This window comes from Clavibacter quasicaliforniensis, from assembly GCF_051201715.1.
GTDB lineage: Bacteria > Actinomycetota > Actinomycetes > Actinomycetales > Microbacteriaceae > Clavibacter > Clavibacter seminis.
Genome location: NZ_CP139624.1, coordinates 205,465 through 221,882, shown reverse-complemented (window position 1 = coordinate 221,882; position 16,418 = coordinate 205,465). Strand labels below are relative to the sequence as shown.

The window sequence follows — 16,418 nt, the reverse complement described above, 5'->3', positions numbered from 1 at the left end:
GAGGTGGCGGTGGATCCGGGCCCCGACGACACCGTGATCCGCAGCTCGCACGCATCCGGGTGGCGTCGTCGCTGACCCGATGGCGGCGACGCTAACACCGCGCGACCGTGCCTGTAAAGCGGTTAACCTGCAACGCGTCCGTCAGCGGAGCGGCCCGTCCCCTCGGGCGGGCCGCTCCGGGAGCGCGCGCCGCCGGCTAGCCGCGCATCGACGGGAAGGGCGCGGCCGGTGCCGTCGTCGGCACCCACACGGCCTTCTGCTGCGTGTACTCGTCGAGCACGCCCGGGCCCGACGAGCGCCCGTGCCCGGACTCCCCGAAGCCGCCGAACGGCACGGCCACGTGGATGGACTTGTAGGCGTTGATCCAGAACGTCCCGGCGTCCACGGCCGCGGCCACGCGGTGCGCGCGCGACACGTCGGAGGTCCAGACGGCGCCCGCGAGGCCGAAGCCCGTGGCGTTCGCGCGCGCGACCACCTCCTCCTCCGTGTCGAAGACGGAGACGCCGAGGACGGGGCCGAAGACCTCGGTCGTCTCCAGCCGGTGGCCGGGCTCGACGCCGTCGAGGATCGTGGGCATGATCCAGCTGCCGTCCGCGAGCGCGCCGTCGGCGACCGCGGCCGCCGGGGTCGCGCCGGAGAGGCGGCGCGCGCCGTCCTCCTGGCCCGCCCGGATGAGCGAGCGGATGACGCCGACCTGGCGGCGGGAGATGATCGGGCCGATCTCGGTGTCGGGGTCGAGCGGGTCGCCGAGCCGGAGCGCGTCGACGTGGGCGACGATGCGCGCCACGAGCTCGTCGTGCACGCCGCGCTCCACCAGCAGGCGGGATCCGGCCACGCACGACTGACCGGCGCCCGAGAACACGGCGCTCACTGCGCCGCGCGCGGCCTGGTCGAGGTCCGCGTCGGCGAACACGATGTTGGCGCTCTTGCCGCCGAGCTCGAGCACGACGGGGATCCCGGCGCCCGCCGCCGCCTGCGCGACCGTGCGGCCGACGGGCACGGATCCGATGAAGCTCAGCTTCCCCACGCGGCGGTCCGTGCTGAGCGCGGCGCCGACCGTCGTGCCTGCGCCGACCGCGACCGAGAGCACGCCCGCGGGCAGGCCGGCCTCCTCGGCGAGCTGCGCCAGGCGGATCGTGCTGAGCGGCGTGTGCTCGCTGGGCTTGAGGATCACGGCGTTGCCGGCGGCGAGCGGAGCGGACGAGTTCCATCCGGCGGTGAACAGCGGCGAGTTCCACGGCGTGACCGCGACCACGACGCCCCAGGGCACGCGCGTCGTGTAGGTGAGCCAGTCGCCGGGGACGGGGATGGTCTGACCGGTGACCTTGTCGGCCCAGCCGGCGTAGTAGCCGAACATCTGCGCCACGCGGCCGGCCTCGACGCGGGCGTCGCGGATCGGCTTGCCGGTCGTCACCGTCTCGAGCACGGCGAGCTCCTCCTGGTGCTCGCCGATGGCGCGCGCGACGTCGCGGAGGATCGCGGCCCGGTCGTAGGGATCCATCGCGCCCCACGTGCGCGCCCCGCGGGTCGCGGCGGCGAGGGCGGTCTCGGCGCCCTCGGCCCCCGGATCCGCGTAGCTCGTGACGAGATCGCCCGTCGCGGCGTCGACGAGGTCGATGGCCGGGCCGTCGCCCGGGTGCACGCGCCCGTCGGCCCACGTGCCGATGCCATCCGGGAACGCGTGCGCGATGAGGGCGCGGGCCCGCTCGGCGGGGTGCGCAGCAGGGTCGACGGCGTCGAGGAGCGGCGTGCGGGAGGTCGGGGCGGTGGCGGTCATGAGGCGGTGTCGTCCTTCCGGGAGGGGAGCTGCGCGGGATCCAGGGCGCTGGTCGCCGTGGTGAATGTGGAGGTGGCGGCGACGAAGTCGGCCTGCGGGCCGAGGGCGGCGAGCGCCTGCTGCCAGCGCGCGTCCGTCTCGGCGAAGAGGCCGGGGGTGGCGCCGGTCGCGCGGGCCACGTCGTGCGCGAGCGCCACGTCGCGGGCCATGAGGCCCAGCGCGAAGCCGGAGCCGAAGCGGCCGTTGAGGATCTGGTCCGGGAACATCCGCTGGCTGACCGTGCTCGCGCCGGTGGCCGTGTTGAGCGCGGCAACCGCGGTGTCGAGGTCGATCCCGTGGGCCGCCGCGACGTCCATCGCCTCCGCGACCGCGAGCAGGTTGACCGAGACGAGCATGTTGTTGAGGAGCTTGACGACGTTCCCGGATCCGGCGGGGCCGACGTGGCGCCACCCGCCGGAGGTGAGCGCGTCGAGGACGGGGCGGGCGGCGTCGACGGCCTCCACGGATCCGCCGACGAAGGACGCCAGCGTGCCCGCGGCCGCGCCCGTGTTGCCGCCGGAGACCGGGGCGTCGACGAACGCGGCGCCGTGCGCGGCCGCGAGCGCGGCCATGGCGGCGCTCGTGCCGGGCTCGGAGGTGGTGGTGTCGACGACGGCCACGGTGCCGGGCACGGCGAGGAGCGCGGGCACCGTCGCCTCGACCACGCGCGCGGACGGCAGCGAGAGCACGACGTACGGGATCCCGGCGAGGGCGGACACGCCGGCGACCGTGGCGAGGCCGCGCGCCTCCGCCGCCTCGCGCGCCGCCGCGGACGGGTCGCAGCCGACGACGTCCCAGCCGCGGCCGGCGAGGGACGCCGCCATGGCGCCGCCCATGGATCCGAGCCCGACGACGCCGATGCGCCGCGGGTTGGTGGGGTCGAGCGGGTCGGTGGGGCTCATGGGTCCTTCCGGTGCCGCGAGGTGCGGCGGGTCGAAGCGGGTGGGATGCGGACGGGCGCGTCAGCCCGTGAAGGTGCCGAGCTGCTGCCACAGCTCCTGCGTGCGGCGGAGGGCTGCTCGGCTGCGGTCGGGGTGCGCCGACTCCATGCCGCTGAGCAGGCCGTAGACGACCGACGTGGTCGCGGTCGTGGACTGCAGGAACGAGACGCCCTCGCTGGGCACGACGAGCACGTGGTCGGCGGTGGCGGCGAGGCGGCCGCTGCGCATGTCGGTGATGGCGACGACGGTCGTGCCCGCCGCGCCGGCCGCGGTCGCCGCGGCGACCACGTCGCGCATCGGACGCCACAGGCTCACGACCACGAGCACGTCGTCCGCGCCGAGCCCGGTCATGGCGGCCGCGAGGTGGGCGCCGCCCCGGCCCTCGAAGGAGATGGGGTAGCCCATCACGGATCCGAGGTGCGCGAGGATCGACGCCGGCGCGCCGAACGAGCCCATGCCGACCACGAGGATCCGCCCAGCCGAGGCCAGCGCCCGGACGGCCGCGTCGCCCTCCGACGGGTCGATGGACTCGAGCGCCCGATGGAGGTTCGCGACGTCGCGCTGGATGGACGCGTGCACGGCCCCCACCGCCTCGGCCGGGTGCTCGCGCAGGGTCTCCTCCGACGTGAGCGTGGCGAGGTACCGCATCCGCAGCTCCTGCTGCAGCTCGGGCCAGCCGCGGAAGCCGAGGGCCTGCGCGAACCGCACCACGGTGCTGGCGTTGACCTCGGCCCGCTGGGCGATCTCGGCGATCTCGGAGTACGACGCGAGCTGCTGGTTCTCGAGGAGCACGCGCGCGATGCGGGCGTGCGAGGGCGTGTGCCCCTTCGTCGGCTCGAGCTCGTCGAGCCAGTCGGCGAGCGGATCCGCGGCGCTCACGCCCAGAACCCGAGCGCGAACTCGGCGATGACGGCCGAGAGCAGGAACGACGCCGTGATGGCGACGAGCCCGACGGGCACGATGCGCCAGCCGACCGTCTTCAGCAGCGCCGCGTCCTTGCCGAGGCTGAGGCCCGCGAACGTGAGGGTGGCGCACGCGATCGAGAGGAAGTCGATGGAGGTGACGACGGAGGTCAGCTCGGCGCCGATGGGCGAGTACGGGCTGGAGGCGAGCGCCCCGATGGTGGTGACGAAGACGATCGCGGACACCTTGCGCGTCACCTTCGCCAGCAGCTGGCTCACCAGCAGCAGGGCGATGAGGATCGCGTAGCCGCCGACGATGGACCAGCTCACGCCGCCCGCGAAGATCGACGCGGTGCCGATGCCCACGACGGCGAGGATCGGGATCGTGATCCACGGCCGGATGTCCACGGGCGCCGCCGCCTCGGCGACGCGCTCCCGGAAGGCGCGGTTCGACTCCTCGGTAGCGGCGGAGACCGGCGCGGGACCGGACGCGGCCTCGGCCGCCGCCTGCTTCCGCGTGAGGAACCGGTAGAACCGGTCGGCGAGCGGCAGCGCCACGTAGATGCCTACGTACACGCCGAGGACCGTGGTGATGAGGTTCGAGACCGCCGCGATGCCGAGGATCGCGTCCTGCTGGCCGGGGTACGCGGCGATGATGCTGGCGGTCGACGCGGCCATCATCGACCCGGATCCGACGCCCGCGCCCATCGCGAGCGCCAGCGGGTCGAACACGTCGGCCGACGCCACGAGCGAGGTCAGCAGCGTGATGTAGACCGCGCCGAACAGCGTGCCGAACACGTACATGGCGAGCACGCCGCGGTACTGGTCGGAGTCCGGCCCGTACTTCTCGCTCACCATCGCGAAGGCGGGCTCGCGGTCGAGCGAGAAGGTCGCGCCGATGGTGGCCTTGCCCATCCGCAGCAGCACGGCGAGCGGTAGCGCGAGCGCGACCGTGCCGAGCAGGTGGCCGATCTCCTGCAGCAGCAGCGCGGGTCCGGCCTGGAGCAGCGTGGGGATGTTCGGCCCGATGTTGAAGGCGAGCCGCGCGACGAGGAACAGCACGGCGACGCCCACGAACGCGTTCGCGATGCGCTGGAAGCCGAGGCCGACCGGTCGGATCCGCTGGAAGGACAGGGCGGCGGCGACGAGGAGGCCCCACACCATCGGGAAGAAGACGATGGAGGCGGATCCGAGCGGCAGGGTCCGTGACCCGATCACCTGGGCGACGAGCGCGATCACGAGGGCGGCGACGGCCACCGGCGCGACGCCGCGGAGGCCGACGACGGACCTCGTCCTCTCTCCGACGGTCGTGGTCATGGGCGGTCCCTTCGCGAGGTGCGCCGGCGGGAGGCCGGCGCGGCGGATCGATGCGGAACGGTTCCTGCAATCCCCGTCGCGGAGGACGAGCCCTGCAATCGCCGTTGCACACGACACTAGGCAGCACGCGTTTCCGCGGCGATGCGCCCGTGTTGCGGCCGTGTGAACGCGAGCCGGAGAAGCCCCCGTGCGCGCGCCCCTTTACGCGGGGCCACGCGGCGCGGATCATGGCGACCACACCCGCAAGCTCGAGGAGGAGCCCGTGCGACGACTCACCGCAGGACTGTTCGCGTCCGTGGACGGCGTCGTGGAGGCGCCGAACCTGTTCCAGTTCGACAGCTTCGACGCCGAGCTCGGAGCCGGGATGACCCGCCTCATGGAGACGGTGACCACCGCCGTGCTCGGGCGGCACGGCTACGAGGAGTGGTCCTCGTACTGGCCGGCAGCGCCCGCGGACGACCCGTTCGGCGCCTTCATCAACCCGATCGAGAAGCTCGTCGCGTCACGGACGCTCGCCGGCGGGCTCGGCTGGAACGCGACCCTCATCGAGGGCGACGTCGTGCAGGCGCTCGCGGACCTGAAGCGCACGGACGGCGGCGACGTCGGCGTCTTCGCGAGCATCTCCCTGGTACGCCAGCTGCTGTTCGCGGGGGTGCTCGACGAGCTGACCCTGATGATCCACCCGGTCGTCGCGGGCGCCGGCCGTCGCCTGTTCGAGCCGAGCGATCCGGTGACGCGGCTGGAGCTGCGGCGCTCCGAGATCACGAGCGCGGGCAACGCCCTGCTCACCTACGCGCTGCGCGACGAGGGGAGCTGACGATGGAGCTGGTCTTCGTGCACGGCGCCCTGGTGCGCGACGGCGCCTGGTGGTGGGGAGCGACGGCGGAGCTGCTGCGCGAGCGGACCGGGATCCGCAGCCGCGCGCTGGCGCTGCCGTCCTGCGGCGAGACGACCGCGGGCGAGATGGCGGGCGGCCTCGTCGCGGACGCGGCGGCGCTGCGGCGCGCGCTCGACGGGATCGACGACGGCCAGGCGATCGTCGTCGGCCACTCCTACGGCGGCACCGTGATCGCGGAGGCGGGCCCGCACGCGGCCGTCGCGCACCTCGTGCTCATCTCCTCCTACCTGCCCGACGTGGGGCAGGCGCAGGCGGTGATCCTGGGCGGCGAGGCGGACCCCGTCACCCTCGAGGACGGGGGCGACGGGGCGCTCCGGGTGGCCGGGCTCGACGTCGCGTCGTTCGGCGCGCGCTTCCTGCAGGACGCGGATCCCGCCACCCAGCGGGAGGCCTGGGCGCGCGTGACGCGGCAGGCGGCGGGGGCGTTCGTCACGCCGACCACGGCGGCCGGCTGGCGGGGCGTCGACTCCACGTACCTGGTGTGCGCGGACGACCGCAGCACCTCCGTCGAGCTGCAGCGGGCGCACGCCGCCCGCGCGACGCGTGCCGTGGAGCTGCCGACGGGCCACCACCCGTTCCTCACGCGGCCCGACCTCGTGGTCGACGCGATCGCGGCGCTCCCGCGCGGCTGAGCGCGGCGCGACGCTCCGCCGCGCGGCCCGCCGATAGGGTCGCCGGATGCGGATCTCTGTGCTCTTCGGCGGCGAGAGCGAGGAGCGCGACGTCTCCATCGCCAGCGCCGCGCAGGTCGTCCCGGCCCTCCGGGAGCTCGGGCACGAGGTGGTCGCGGTCGACACCGCGCGCGGGGCGCTGGACGCCGCCGCGGAGGCGGGGATCCTCACGCCCGACGTCGGCCTCCGCCCGCCGACGTCCGCGGAGCTGGCCACCGCGAGCGCGGGCGGATCCGGCGCCGTGCTGCGCCTGCCGGCCGACCTCCGCGACAGCGACCTGGTGTTCCTCGCGCTGCACGGCGGATCCGGCGAGGACGGCCGCCTGCAGGCCCTCCTCGAGCTCGCGGGCATCCCGTTCACGGGATCCGGCTCCCTCGGCAGCGCGCTCGCGATGGACAAGGACGTCGCCAAGACGCTGCTGCGCGCCGGCGGCGTGCGGACGCCCGACTGGCTGATCGACCCGGAGCCGGATGCGGTCGAGCCGGCCCTCGGGTTCCCGGTGGTCGTGAAGCCGACCGGGCAGGGATCCACCGTCGGGCTCTCCGTGGTGCGCGCCGCCGCGGAGCTGCCCGCCGCGCTCGAGCTCGCCCGGCTGCACGGGACCGTCATGGTCGAGCGGTTCGTGCGCGGCCGCGAGCTGACGGCCGGCGTGCTCGACGGCGAGGCGCTCGCGGTGGGCGAGATCGGCGTGCCCGTGGACGAGGCGTTCACCTACGCCGCGAAGTACCAGGCGGGCGCGATAGCGGAGACGTTCCCGGCCGACCTGCCCGACGCGGTCGCGGAGGAGGCGCGCGCGGCGGCGTTGGCCGCCCACCGGATCCTCCGGCTCGCCGGGTACAGCCGCTCCGACTTCCGCCTCGACGACGCGGGCGCCCTCTGGATCATCGAGGCCAACAGCCTGCCCGGCCTCACCGCGACGAGCCTCCTGCCGCAGTCGGCGGCGGCCGTCGGCATCGGGTACGCGGAGCTGTGCGAGCGGATCGCGCGGGTAGCCCTGGGTGGGCGCGCGGGCTGACCGGTCCGGCTACCGCGCCGGCGCCACGGGCGGCAGCAGCCCCTGCTCGGCGGCGGCCGCGCGGGCGATCAGCAGGGTCGGGTCCTCGATGCCGCCCGCCGCGATGAGCGCGTCGAGCTCCGCGACGGGCATGCGGACGAGGCGCACCTGCTCGGACGGGTCGGAGCGGTCGGCGACGCCCGCCGCGGTCGGGGCCGTGCAGGCGAAGACGTGCACGGGCCAGGACGCGCGGCCGGGGTTCACGGCGTAGGTCCGCAGCGGGATGAGGTCGGGCGCGACCAGGCCGAGCTCCTCCTCGAGCTCGCGGCGGGCGGCGTCGGCGGGCTGCTCGGAGGCGTCGCCCGCGCCGCCGGGGAGGTCGAGGATCCACCGGCCGAGCGGGTGCCGGTACTGGCGCGAGAGGATCACGGCGTCGCCGTCGATCACGAGCGTCGCGACCGCGAACGGCACGCTCTCGTCGACCTCGTAGCGCGACGCGGACCCGCCGGGCAGCAGCACGTCGTGCTCGACGAGGACGACGCGGCCGCGGTGCAGGTCGCGGCGGCCGGTGGTGGCCCAGACGAGCTCGGGGTCGGGATGGGGTTCCGCACTGCTCATCCGGCGAGCCTAGGCGGGGGAGTCCGCGGGGCGGCGCGCGACGACCGCGAGGTGCGGCCGCTGCGCCGACGACGTGCGCGTGTGCAGCTCGTCCACCTCGAAGCCCGCGGCGCCGATCCGCGCGGCCAGCTCATCCGGCTCCCAGCGCCACGCGCGCGTCACGGCGTGGTCGAACGGCTCGGTGGCCGTGCCGGCGAACGCCCCGAGGAGCAGGCCGCCGCCCGGCCGGACGACCCGCGCGAGCCCGGCGAGCGGCACGGCGACGCGGTCGGGCGCGTGGTGGACGAGCGAGTACCAGGCCAGCGCGCCGCCGAACGCGGCGTCACGGGCGTCGAGCGCATCCAGGTCGCCGACCCCGAACGGGATGCCCGGATGCGCGGCGCGGGCATGCGCGACGAAGGCGGGCACGAGGTCCACGCCGCGCGCATCGAGGCCGCGGGAGGCGAGGTGCGCGGTCCAGTGGCCGGGTCCGCAGCCGGCGTCGAGCACCGGGCCCGCGATCCCGTCGGCCCACGTCGTGACGAGCGCGAGGTCAGCGGGGTGCACCGCGTCGAGGGTGCCGAGGTGCTCCGCGTACTCGGCGGCGCGCGCGGCGTAGGCGTCGCCGACCTGGCCCGTCACGCTCGGCGCTCCGGATCCTCAGCCGCCCGGAGCGGCCGCGACCACGCGACCTCGCGCGCCAGCTGACCGCTCGCGCGGAACGCGACGACCTGGCGGGCGTCGGGCAGCGCGGCGGCGAGCGCGTCGCGATCGGCCTCCTGGAAGCCGAGGCCCCGCCAGAACGGACCGGACCTCCGCGAGAACAGCCATGCGCGCTCGGCGCCGGCGGCCGCAGCCTCGGCGAGCGCGTGCCGGGCGAGCGTGGAGCCGAGGCCCGCGGACCGCAGTCCCGCCGCGACCGCGACGCTGCGGATCAGCACGTGCCGCCGGTCCGCGCTGAGCTCGAACCCGGTGCTGCCGGTGATGCGGCCGTCGGCGTCGCGCTGGATCCAGAGCCGCACGCCCGGGTCGTCGAGCCCGGTGACCGTGAGGTCCGCCGCCGCGAGGAACGCGTGCAGCGCCTCGACCTCCGCGGCGCCCACGGGCGCGAGGGCCGTCACAGCGCCCCGCCCACCGCGATCCCGAGGCCCGCCGCCGCGACGCAGACGACGAGCATCCCGACGCCGTTCGCGAGCGCCGCGCCGACCCGGCCGGCCTGGGCGAGCCGCACCGTCTCGAGGCTCGCGGTGCTGAAGGTCGTGTATCCGCCCATGAGGCCGCCGCCGAGGATGAGGAGGAGGTCATGCGGGAGGCCCGCCTGCGCGGCGGCGCCCGTGAGGAGGCCGAGCCCGAGGGATCCGGTGACGTTGATGACCGTGGTGCCCCACGGGTACGCGGCGCCGAGGCGGCCGCGGATGGCGCCGTCGAGGAGCAGACGGAGGGCGGAGCCGATGCCGCCGGCCACGCAGATCAGCGCGAACACGAGGGGGCCGGTCACGACGCCGCCCCCGTCGCGCGGCCGGCCGCGGTGCGGCGGTGGATCGCGGCGCCCGCGGCGATCCCCGCGACGGACGCCGCGGCGCCCACCACGAGCGAGAGCCCCGCGTACGCGAGCGCGACGCCGAGCGCGGATCCCGTGAGCGACGCCGCGTCGGTCGCGAGCGAGCTGTAGGTGGTGAAGCCGCCGAGCACGCCCGTGCCCACCAGGAGGCGGATCGCGCGGCGCCTGCCCTCGTCGGGCCCGCGGCGGGCGAGCGACTCCAGCAGCGCACCGAGCACGAAGGCACCGACCACGTTGATCAGGAGGATCGTCACGGGTATGCCCCCGGCCGGCGCGGGCCAGGTGAGAGCGAGCGCCTCGCGGATCCCCGTGCCGACGGCGCCGCCGAGCGCCACGAGGCCGAGGGACGACCAGCGGAGGTGGACCGGGCGACCCGGATCGTCGTCCACCTCGACGTCGCTGTCGAGGGGCACGCTGTCGAGGGGCACGCCGTCGAGGTGCTGCGGGTGGTCGGTCATGGGGTCTCCCATCTCGGATGGCATGGCTAGCCAAGAGACAGGGACTGTCGTCGACGAGGGTGTCGAGGTTCGGGTACGGCGAGCCCCACCGCCGTGCCTCCCGCGGGAGGCCCCTCCCGCAGGAGGCGGGACCATTGAACCACGGGGGCCGGGCGGATCCCGCGCGTAGCCTGGGCGGATGCGGACCCGCCCCCTGCTCGTCGCCGCCGGAGCCTCCGCCGCGGTCGCCTTCGTCGCCAGCGAGGTCGCGCACCGCCTGGCCAGCACGCGCGGGCTCGACCCCCGCCGGCCGGGCACCGAGACCGGCCGCGAGGCGATCGTGGTGCTGGGCTACGGCAACCGCGGTCCGCGCGCCAACGCCATCAACCGGTACCGGGTCCGGGCGGGCCTGCGCTCGATGGATCCGCGCGCCACCTCGAGCACCCTCATCCTCTGCGGCGGATCGGTGATGGGCACCGAGCCCGAGGCGCGGATCCTCGCCAGGTACGCCCGCGACGAGCTCGGCTACCGGGGCCCGCTCGTCCTCGAGGACAGGAGCACCAGCACCCGCGAGAACATCGCCAACGCGATCCCGTTCCTCGAGGACGCCGACACCATCCGCATCGTCTCCGACTCCGTGCACGCCGCGAAGGCCCGCCCCTACCTCCGGGAGCTGCGGCCGGACCTCGCCGAACGCCTCGCGCGCGCCGAGGAGTACCGCGTGGGCGAGGTGCCGTGGATGAAGCCGACCGTGCTCGTCGTGCTCCTGCTGAAGCGCTGGGGCTGGGCATAGCGGAACGGCGGGATATCCACGCGCCGCTCGGAACACGCAGGAGTGTTGGGATTTTCCACAGGGACGACGCGGGATGCGGTGCGCGCATTCCCGCAACCTGCGGAAACAGGCCGGGAATGGCCGGCGACGCACGTCCGTGATGTCCGCGTGACGTCCTCTCGGGCGCCCTGTAGATAGTTTCCCTATCATTCGAGGATGACCGCCCTGCCCATATCCGAGCTCGCCGAACGATCCGGCTGCTCCGTCGCCACCATCAAGTACTACCTGCGCGAGGGGCTGCTCCACCCGGGCGTCAAGGTCAACGCCCGCCGCACCGCGTTCGACGAGACCCACCTGGCCCGGCTGCGCCTCGTCCGCGGCCTCATCCACGTGGTCGGCGTCACCATCGAGCAGGCGGGGACGATCCTCGACCTCGTCGCGGATCCCGACCAGAGCGTGGTGGGCGCGATGCGGAAGGCCACGGCCGCGCTCCCCACCGGGGACCGCTCGAGCTCCGCCGCCGGGGAGGCCGCCCCGGCGCGCTCCACCGCGGCGACCGAGGCCCTGCTGGACCGCCTGGGCGTGCAGCACACCGCCGACTCCGTGCCCGTCGCGCAGCTCGATCGCGCCCTGGAGCTCGCGGAGGAGGCGGGGATCCCGCTCGACGAGTCGCAGATCCGCACCTACGTCGACGCGGTGCGGGACATCGCGGACGCCGACTTCTCGCGCGTCCCGTGGTCGGACCCGCAGGGCGCCGTGGAGTTCGCGGTGCTGGGCACGGCGCTCTACGAGCCCGTGCTGCTCGCCCTCCGCCGCGTCGCGCACCACGAGAAGGGCCTCACCATGGAGCGCGGCGAGGCCTGACCGGCTCGGCATGCGCCCCGCCGGCTTCGCGCAGGCCGTCGAGCGCTCCCGCCGCGGGGTCCGGCCGGTCAATGTGCTCGAGCGCGCGATCCGCGCCGGCCCGCACCTCCTCTACACGCCCCGGATCTGCTGCGGCGCCCTCGAGGATCACGTCGCCGCCGGCCGCGTCGCCCGCGCGCTCGTGACGCGCGACGCCGTGGTCGCCACGGCCGTCCGCGGCGGGCACGTCGGCTACGCGCTCACCGTCACCACGGCGGCGGGCGACGCCGAGGGCGCGGACGGGCCCGTGCCGTACGTGGCCTGGTACCTCAACAAGCTGCAGGGCTTCGAGTCGGCGGCGACTACGTCGTGACCCTCGACTAGGCGGGCGAGATCGCGCCCGAGCACGTCATCGCCGACCACCGGGTCCAGCACCCGATCATCGACCTGCCGCTCCGGCAGCTGCAGAGGGGGGTCCACCGGCTCACCACGAGCGACCGCGTGGCGCTCGCGGGCTCGTACTTCCACTCGTCCGACCTCGGCTGGGACGTCATCGGATCCCACGAGGCCGGCTTCACGTCCGGCACGCGCGCGGCCCGCACCCTCCTCGCGGCGCGGGCGGCGGCGGCCCCGGCGGCGGCTCCCTCGGACGCCGTGCCCGCCTGATCCGCGAACGCACGGGAGAGGGGCGGCGAGCCGATGCCCGCCGCCCCTCTCCCGTGCCCGTCGCGCGCTACCGCTCCGCGAGCCGCGCGTGCACGCGCGTGCGCGCCTCCGGCCACTCGGCGGGGAGCGATGCCTTCGGCGCCTCCCAGAAGACGAACACGCTCGACCTCATGCTCGCCGTCTGGCTCCGCTGCGCCGTGGCGTGCGGCTCCTGGCGCGCGTAGGCGTAGATCGCCTCCTTCGACTCCCACGCGGACAGCGTCCAGAACTCCCGCTTGAGCGGCAGGGCCTGGAGCGCGACCCCGACGTTGCCCGCCGCGCGACGCGCCTGGAGCCACGCCTTGATGGAGTGGACGAAGAACGCCGGCACCGCGCGCACGGTCGTCAGCTCGAACCGCGACGCCATGATCACGACCTCTGCGGAGGCGGACGCGGACGCGGTGCGGGATGCGGGCCCGGAGGTCCAGGGGATCATCGGCATGGTCGTTCCTCCATCACACGGTGGCGCCCGCGCGTGCGGGCCGGGCCGGGTCGGCGACGGCGTCGCCTCCGGTGCTGCTCGGGGTCGGTGCGGCCGCGGACCTGGCGGTGCGCGGCAGGGCGAACATCGCGATGGCGCCCACGCCCGTGATGATCCCGCACGTGATGAGCGCGGGGCGCATCCCGTCCACGAAGGGCTGGCCGGGCAGGTAGTCGCCGTTGCCGACGAAGATCGCGGTGGCCAGGGCGATGCCGACGGCCATGCCGAGCTGGCGGAGCGTGCTGTTCACGCTCGACGCGATCCCGTGCTCGGAGTCCCGGCGCCCCACGAGCACCGCGTTGGCGAGCGGCGCGAGGGTGAGCCCCATGCCGACGCCCGCGACGACCATCGGGACCACGACGGTGCCGTACTCGGTCTGCGCCTCCACCAGGGAGGCGATGACGAGGATCGCGCCCGCCTGCAACGCCAGCCCCGTGATGAGCACGGGCTTCACGCCGAACCGCTGCACGATGAAGCCGCTGAGCGGCGCGACGACCATGGGCGCGAGCGTCCACGGCGCCGCGCGGAGGCCGGCCTCGAGCGCGCCGTAGCCCATCGACACCTGCAGGAACTGGCTGAGCAGGAAGATCGCGCCGAAGACGCCGGCGCTGAACAGGAGCCCGCCCACGTTGGCGAGCGCGAACGCCCGCTCGCGGAAGAAGCGCAGCGGGAGGAACGCCCGCGGGCTCCGGTGCTCGTGCCAGATGAAGGCGGCGAGACCCGCGCCGGAGACGGCGAACGCGCCGATGATCTCCGGGGCCGACCAGCCGCGCTCCTCCCCCTCGACGACCGCCCAGATGAGCGGGAGCGTGAACACGATGCCGAGGACGGATCCGGCGCCGTCGAACCCGAGGCCGGTGCCCTTCGACTCCCGCAGCGCGAGCGCCACGAGCGCGATGGTCACGACGCCGATGGGCACGTTGAGCCAGAAGATGCCGGGCCAGGTGAAGCCCTCCACGACGGCGCCGCCGATGATGGGCCCCGCCGCGATGCCGAGGCCGTTGACGCCGCCCCACACGCCGATCGCGATCGGCCGGACCTTCGGCGTGGTGGATGCGGAGACGAGCGCGAGCGAGAGCGGGACGATCCCCGCGGCCCCGAGGCCCTGCAGCGCGCGCATGGCGATGAGCATGTCGGAGCTCGTGGAGAGCGCCGCGCCCATCGACGCGAGCGTGAAGAGCGCGACGCCGGCGAGGAACACCCGGCGGCGGCCGATCCGGTCGCCGAGCGCAGCGACGGGGAGCATGAACGCGGTGAACACCACGCTGTACGAGTTGACGAACCACTGCAGCTGCTCGACGGTCGCGTCGAGGTCCTGCTTGATGATCGGCAGCGCGAAGGTCATGACCAGGCTGTCGAGGGCTGCCATGAACATCGGCAGGGAGGCGGCGGTGACGGCGAGGACCACTCCGCGGGGCGGTCGCTCTGCAAGGTCGCGAGACATCGGTTTCCCATCGATGAGGTGGTGGACGAGGTGGTGGTCGAACAGCTGGATAGTAGCACTTCCTAGTGAAGGCCGACAGGGTCGGATCACGTGCAGGACCGGACACCCGCCCTGGCCGCGACGGCACGCCGCCGGTACCGTCGCAGCATGAGCCCGCACGGCATCGTCGCCCCGCCCCCGCCGCCCGACGGGCAGAAGGCGAAGGGGCCCGCCTCCTACTTCCCGAGCATCGAGACGACGTACGGGCAGCCTGTCCAGCACTGGATCGACCTCGCCGACGTGCGCCTCGACGCCGAGCCGCACATGCAGGTGGTCGCCTGGCTGAAGGCCGAGCACGGCCTCGGGCACGGGCACGCCAACGCGGTCGTCGCGTTCGTCAAGGCGGCGCGCTCCGCCTGACGCGCACCGCGGTCGGGCTAGGCCCGTCCGGCCTCCCGCTCCTCGGCGGCGAGCCGCCCCAGGAACCGCACCGACGCCGCCGACATCTCGGCGGGCACCCCGAGCGCGCCGAGGTGCTCGACCACCGACTCCATCTCGTGCCCGCGCCGCACGGCGTGCTTGCGGCTGCCGGTCTCGTATCGCTCGATCTTCGCGGCCACGTCGCCCGAGAGCTGGCCCGCGATCTGGTCGCGCACCCAGTCCTCGCATCCGGCCGCGCGCCCCGCCGTGACCGCCTCGACCACGACGGCCGCGAGGCTCTTCATCAACACGCTGCGGAGGAGCTTGCGGCTGGTCGCCTCGCCCGCCGGCCCGTCGATCCGCTCGACCTCCGCGCCGAGGGAGACGAGGTACGCCTCGACGTCCCGGGCGGCGGATCCGCTGACGATCGTCTCGGTCCGCGCGCCCTTGGTCGGCACCGGCCCGAGGATCGCGACGTCGGCGAAGCGCGCGCCGGCGCCCTGCACCACCTGCTCGACGCGCGCCATGACCTGCGGCGACGCCGTCGTGAAGTCCGCGTAGACGGCGTCGGCGCCGAGGTGGGGTGCGGCGTCGGCGGCGATGCGCTCGCTGAGGGCCGCGCCCGTGAGCACGACCACGAGGTCGGCACCCGCGACGGCCTCGGCCAGCGTGGCGGACCGCTCGACGCCCTCCGGCGTGGTGGGGGCGGCCGGGTCGAAGCCGGCGACATCGTCGCCGTGGGCCGCGGCCGCTGCCGCGTAGATCGCTCCGGCCTCGCCGAGTCCGATGAACGCTGTCCTCATCGTGCGTCTCCTCCTCTGCCGGCCGCGCGTCGCGACCCGGCGTCTACCGCTCCACGGCCGCTGCCGCTCGGCGCAGTTCCGGCACGCGCGCCTCGAGGCGCGCGCGCGTGATGCTCTCGGACGGCCCGGAGGTCGAGATCGCCGCGACGACCTCCCCGCTCCGGTCGTGGATCGGGACGCTCACCGCCGCGACGCCCGTCTCCCGCTCGTCGATCGAGACGTGGAAGCCGTCCCGACGCACGACCTCGAGCTGCGTCCTCAGCTCGTCGACCGAGACGCTCGCGCCGCCGGCCGTGTCGGTGCTCCCGATCCGGGCGAGCACCCGCTCGCGCTCGGCCTCCGGGAAGGCCGCGAGGATGTTCTTCCCCGCCCCCACGTGCAGCGGGAGCCGCCGCCCGAGCGGCAGCTGGTACCGCAGCGGGTCCTCGCCGTCGACGCGCACCGTGAGGATCCGCTCCTCGCCGATCCGCACGTACAGCGACGCCGTCAGCCGCGTGCTGTCCGCGAGCTGCTGCAGCACGGGTCGGGCGCGACCGCTCAGCCGGTCGGTCGTGAGGAACCCGTTCGCGATCCCCAGGGCCGCCGGCCCCACGCGGTACTCGCCGTGCTCGACCGTCACCCAGCCGCGGCGCTGCAGCGACCCGAGGATCCGCAGCACGGTCGCGTTCTGCAGGCCCGATCCGCGGCTCAGCTCGACGAGCCGCAGCGGCCCGTCGCCGCGCTCGAGCAGCTCGAGCAGGTCCAGCGCCCGGTCGACGCTCCGGACGGTCGACGACGACGTCTCCGCGGCGGTCGAGGGGGTGTCCGATGGGGTGTCTGGCATGTGCCCCATCGTCC

Annotated in this window: 21 protein-coding genes; 8 read left to right on the top strand and 13 right to left on the bottom strand. The window is 74.9% G+C overall.

Annotated elements, in window-relative coordinates:
• Positions 1 to 196 precede the first annotated feature (196 nt).
• From NL142_RS01130 to NL142_RS01115, 4 genes are read right to left on the bottom strand one after another with little or no spacing between them, the layout of a single operon-like run.
• Entirely contained in the window at positions 197 to 1,777 is a 1,581-nt protein-coding gene (locus NL142_RS01130; RefSeq protein WP_435080615.1) for an aldehyde dehydrogenase family protein, read from the bottom strand.
• On the bottom strand, positions 1,774 to 2,718 hold the full coding sequence (locus tag NL142_RS01125) for an NAD(P)-dependent oxidoreductase (protein ID WP_435080614.1): 945 nt from the start codon (positions 2,716 to 2,718) through the stop codon (positions 1,774 to 1,776). Before NL142_RS01125 ends, NL142_RS01130 begins: the two co-directional genes overlap by 4 nt.
• A 60-nt stretch (positions 2,719 to 2,778) precedes the next feature.
• Positions 2,779 to 3,636, bottom strand: a complete 858-nt coding sequence (locus NL142_RS01120; RefSeq protein WP_435080613.1) for a MurR/RpiR family transcriptional regulator — start codon at positions 3,634 to 3,636, stop codon at positions 2,779 to 2,781.
• Positions 3,633 to 4,976: a DUF3100 domain-containing protein gene (locus NL142_RS01115; protein WP_435080612.1), complete on the bottom strand. Its 1,344-nt coding sequence runs from the start codon at positions 4,974 to 4,976 to the stop codon at positions 3,633 to 3,635. The genes NL142_RS01120 and NL142_RS01115 overlap by 4 nt, the downstream gene beginning before the upstream one ends.
• Positions 4,977 to 5,238: 262 nt before the next feature.
• On the opposite strand from NL142_RS01115, the gene NL142_RS01110 reads away from it, so the two are divergent.
• The 3 genes from NL142_RS01110 to NL142_RS01100 are packed head-to-tail and all read left to right on the top strand — an operon-like array spanning position 5,239 to position 7,560.
• Positions 5,239 to 5,793: a dihydrofolate reductase family protein gene (locus NL142_RS01110; protein WP_435081619.1), complete on the top strand. Its 555-nt coding sequence runs from the start codon at positions 5,239 to 5,241 to the stop codon at positions 5,791 to 5,793.
• A 2-nt stretch (positions 5,794 to 5,795) separates the two neighbouring features.
• Complete coding sequence (locus NL142_RS01105; RefSeq protein ID WP_435080611.1) at positions 5,796 to 6,506, top strand: alpha/beta hydrolase; 711 nt, start codon at positions 5,796 to 5,798, stop codon at positions 6,504 to 6,506.
• A 46-nt stretch (positions 6,507 to 6,552) separates the two neighbouring features.
• Entirely contained in the window at positions 6,553 to 7,560 is a 1,008-nt protein-coding gene (locus NL142_RS01100; RefSeq protein WP_435080610.1) for a D-alanine--D-alanine ligase family protein, read from the top strand.
• 9 nt (positions 7,561 to 7,569) lie between these two features.
• Here the strand turns inward: NL142_RS01100 and NL142_RS01095 are convergent, their stop codons facing one another.
• Genes NL142_RS01095 through NL142_RS01075 form a run of 5 tightly spaced genes read right to left on the bottom strand, consistent with a single transcriptional unit; the run spans position 7,570 to position 10,155 of the window.
• Positions 7,570 to 8,157, bottom strand: a complete 588-nt coding sequence (locus NL142_RS01095; RefSeq protein ID WP_435080609.1) for an NUDIX hydrolase — start codon at positions 8,155 to 8,157, stop codon at positions 7,570 to 7,572.
• 9 nt (positions 8,158 to 8,166) lie between these two features.
• Positions 8,167 to 8,778 carry a class I SAM-dependent methyltransferase gene (locus NL142_RS01090; RefSeq protein ID WP_435080608.1) on the bottom strand — a complete coding sequence of 204 codons (612 nt, stop codon included), beginning with the start codon at positions 8,776 to 8,778 and terminating at the stop codon, positions 8,167 to 8,169.
• The gene (locus NL142_RS01085; protein WP_435080607.1) at positions 8,775 to 9,257 is read right to left on the bottom strand and encodes a GNAT family N-acetyltransferase; all 483 of its coding nucleotides are present in this window, start codon (positions 9,255 to 9,257) and stop codon (positions 8,775 to 8,777) included. The genes NL142_RS01090 and NL142_RS01085 overlap by 4 nt, the downstream gene beginning before the upstream one ends.
• A complete protein-coding gene (locus NL142_RS01080; protein ID WP_079531030.1) occupies positions 9,254 to 9,634 on the bottom strand; it encodes a fluoride efflux transporter FluC in 381 nt (126 codons plus the stop codon). Before NL142_RS01080 ends, NL142_RS01085 begins: the two co-directional genes overlap by 4 nt.
• Entirely contained in the window at positions 9,631 to 10,155 is a 525-nt protein-coding gene (locus NL142_RS01075; protein ID WP_435080606.1) for a fluoride efflux transporter FluC, read from the bottom strand. The genes NL142_RS01080 and NL142_RS01075 overlap by 4 nt, the downstream gene beginning before the upstream one ends.
• 178 nt (positions 10,156 to 10,333) lie before the next feature.
• Here NL142_RS01075 and NL142_RS01070 point away from each other — a divergent pair, with 178 nt between their 5' ends.
• From NL142_RS01070 to NL142_RS01055, 4 genes are all read left to right on the top strand, one after another.
• Complete coding sequence (locus NL142_RS01070) at positions 10,334 to 10,927, top strand: YdcF family protein (RefSeq protein ID WP_435080605.1); 594 nt, start codon at positions 10,334 to 10,336, stop codon at positions 10,925 to 10,927.
• A 195-nt stretch (positions 10,928 to 11,122) separates the two neighbouring features.
• Positions 11,123 to 11,770 carry a MerR family transcriptional regulator gene (locus tag NL142_RS01065; protein WP_435080604.1) on the top strand — a complete coding sequence of 216 codons (648 nt, stop codon included), beginning with the start codon at positions 11,123 to 11,125 and terminating at the stop codon, positions 11,768 to 11,770.
• A 10-nt stretch (positions 11,771 to 11,780) separates the two neighbouring features.
• Positions 11,781 to 12,122 (top strand): hypothetical protein, encoded by a 342-nt coding sequence (locus NL142_RS01060; protein ID WP_087197184.1) that lies wholly within the window; start codon positions 11,781 to 11,783, stop codon positions 12,120 to 12,122.
• A 128-nt stretch (positions 12,123 to 12,250) separates the two neighbouring features.
• A complete protein-coding gene (locus tag NL142_RS01055; protein WP_160444565.1) occupies positions 12,251 to 12,415 on the top strand; it encodes a hypothetical protein in 165 nt (54 codons plus the stop codon).
• A gap of 67 nt (positions 12,416 to 12,482) precedes the next feature.
• Here the strand turns inward: NL142_RS01055 and NL142_RS01050 are convergent, their stop codons facing one another.
• A complete protein-coding gene (locus NL142_RS01050; protein ID WP_234424819.1) occupies positions 12,483 to 12,896 on the bottom strand; it encodes a hypothetical protein in 414 nt (137 codons plus the stop codon).
• Positions 12,897 to 12,909: 13 nt separating this feature from the next.
• The gene (locus tag NL142_RS01045) at positions 12,910 to 14,379 is read right to left on the bottom strand and encodes a DHA2 family efflux MFS transporter permease subunit (RefSeq protein ID WP_435080603.1); all 1,470 of its coding nucleotides are present in this window, start codon (positions 14,377 to 14,379) and stop codon (positions 12,910 to 12,912) included.
• Positions 14,380 to 14,526: 147 nt separating this feature from the next.
• On the opposite strand from NL142_RS01045, the gene NL142_RS01040 reads away from it, so the two are divergent.
• Entirely contained in the window at positions 14,527 to 14,778 is a 252-nt protein-coding gene (locus NL142_RS01040; RefSeq protein WP_435080602.1) for a DUF4287 domain-containing protein, read from the top strand.
• 17 nt (positions 14,779 to 14,795) lie between these two features.
• On the opposite strand, the gene NL142_RS01035 is transcribed toward NL142_RS01040, so the two are convergent.
• Together NL142_RS01035 and NL142_RS01030 are read right to left on the bottom strand one after the other, a co-directional pair.
• A complete protein-coding gene (locus NL142_RS01035) occupies positions 14,796 to 15,581 on the bottom strand; it encodes an NAD(P)-dependent oxidoreductase (protein WP_435080601.1) in 786 nt (261 codons plus the stop codon).
• A 43-nt stretch (positions 15,582 to 15,624) separates the two neighbouring features.
• A complete protein-coding gene (locus NL142_RS01030) occupies positions 15,625 to 16,404 on the bottom strand; it encodes an IclR family transcriptional regulator (protein ID WP_435080600.1) in 780 nt (259 codons plus the stop codon).
• Positions 16,405 to 16,418: the final 14 nt, after the last annotated feature.

Coding starts and splice junctions, on each gene's coding strand:
- NL142_RS01130 (WP_435080615.1), bottom strand. CDS start 1,777: ATGACCGCCACCGCCCCGACCTCCCGCACGCCGCTCCTCGACGCCGTC.
- NL142_RS01125 (WP_435080614.1), bottom strand. CDS start 2,718: ATGAGCCCCACCGACCCGCTCGACCCCACCAACCCGCGGCGCATCGGC.
- NL142_RS01115 (WP_435080612.1), bottom strand. CDS start 4,976: ATGACCACGACCGTCGGAGAGAGGACGAGGTCCGTCGTCGGCCTCCGC.
- NL142_RS01105 (WP_435080611.1), top strand. CDS start 5,796: ATGGAGCTGGTCTTCGTGCACGGCGCCCTGGTGCGCGACGGCGCCTGG.
- NL142_RS01100 (WP_435080610.1), top strand. CDS start 6,553: ATGCGGATCTCTGTGCTCTTCGGCGGCGAGAGCGAGGAGCGCGACGTC.
- NL142_RS01095 (WP_435080609.1), bottom strand. CDS start 8,157: ATGAGCAGTGCGGAACCCCATCCCGACCCCGAGCTCGTCTGGGCCACC.
- NL142_RS01075 (WP_435080606.1), bottom strand. CDS start 10,155: ATGACCGACCACCCGCAGCACCTCGACGGCGTGCCCCTCGACAGCGTG.
- NL142_RS01070 (WP_435080605.1), top strand. CDS start 10,334: ATGCGGACCCGCCCCCTGCTCGTCGCCGCCGGAGCCTCCGCCGCGGTC.
- NL142_RS01065 (WP_435080604.1), top strand. CDS start 11,123: ATGACCGCCCTGCCCATATCCGAGCTCGCCGAACGATCCGGCTGCTCC.
- NL142_RS01060 (WP_087197184.1), top strand. CDS start 11,781: ATGCGCCCCGCCGGCTTCGCGCAGGCCGTCGAGCGCTCCCGCCGCGGG.
- NL142_RS01050 (WP_234424819.1), bottom strand. CDS start 12,896: ATGCCGATGATCCCCTGGACCTCCGGGCCCGCATCCCGCACCGCGTCC.
- NL142_RS01045 (WP_435080603.1), bottom strand. CDS start 14,379: ATGTCTCGCGACCTTGCAGAGCGACCGCCCCGCGGAGTGGTCCTCGCC.
- NL142_RS01040 (WP_435080602.1), top strand. CDS start 14,527: ATGAGCCCGCACGGCATCGTCGCCCCGCCCCCGCCGCCCGACGGGCAG.
- NL142_RS01035 (WP_435080601.1), bottom strand. CDS start 15,581: ATGAGGACAGCGTTCATCGGACTCGGCGAGGCCGGAGCGATCTACGCG.
- NL142_RS01030 (WP_435080600.1), bottom strand. CDS start 16,404: ATGCCAGACACCCCATCGGACACCCCCTCGACCGCCGCGGAGACGTCG.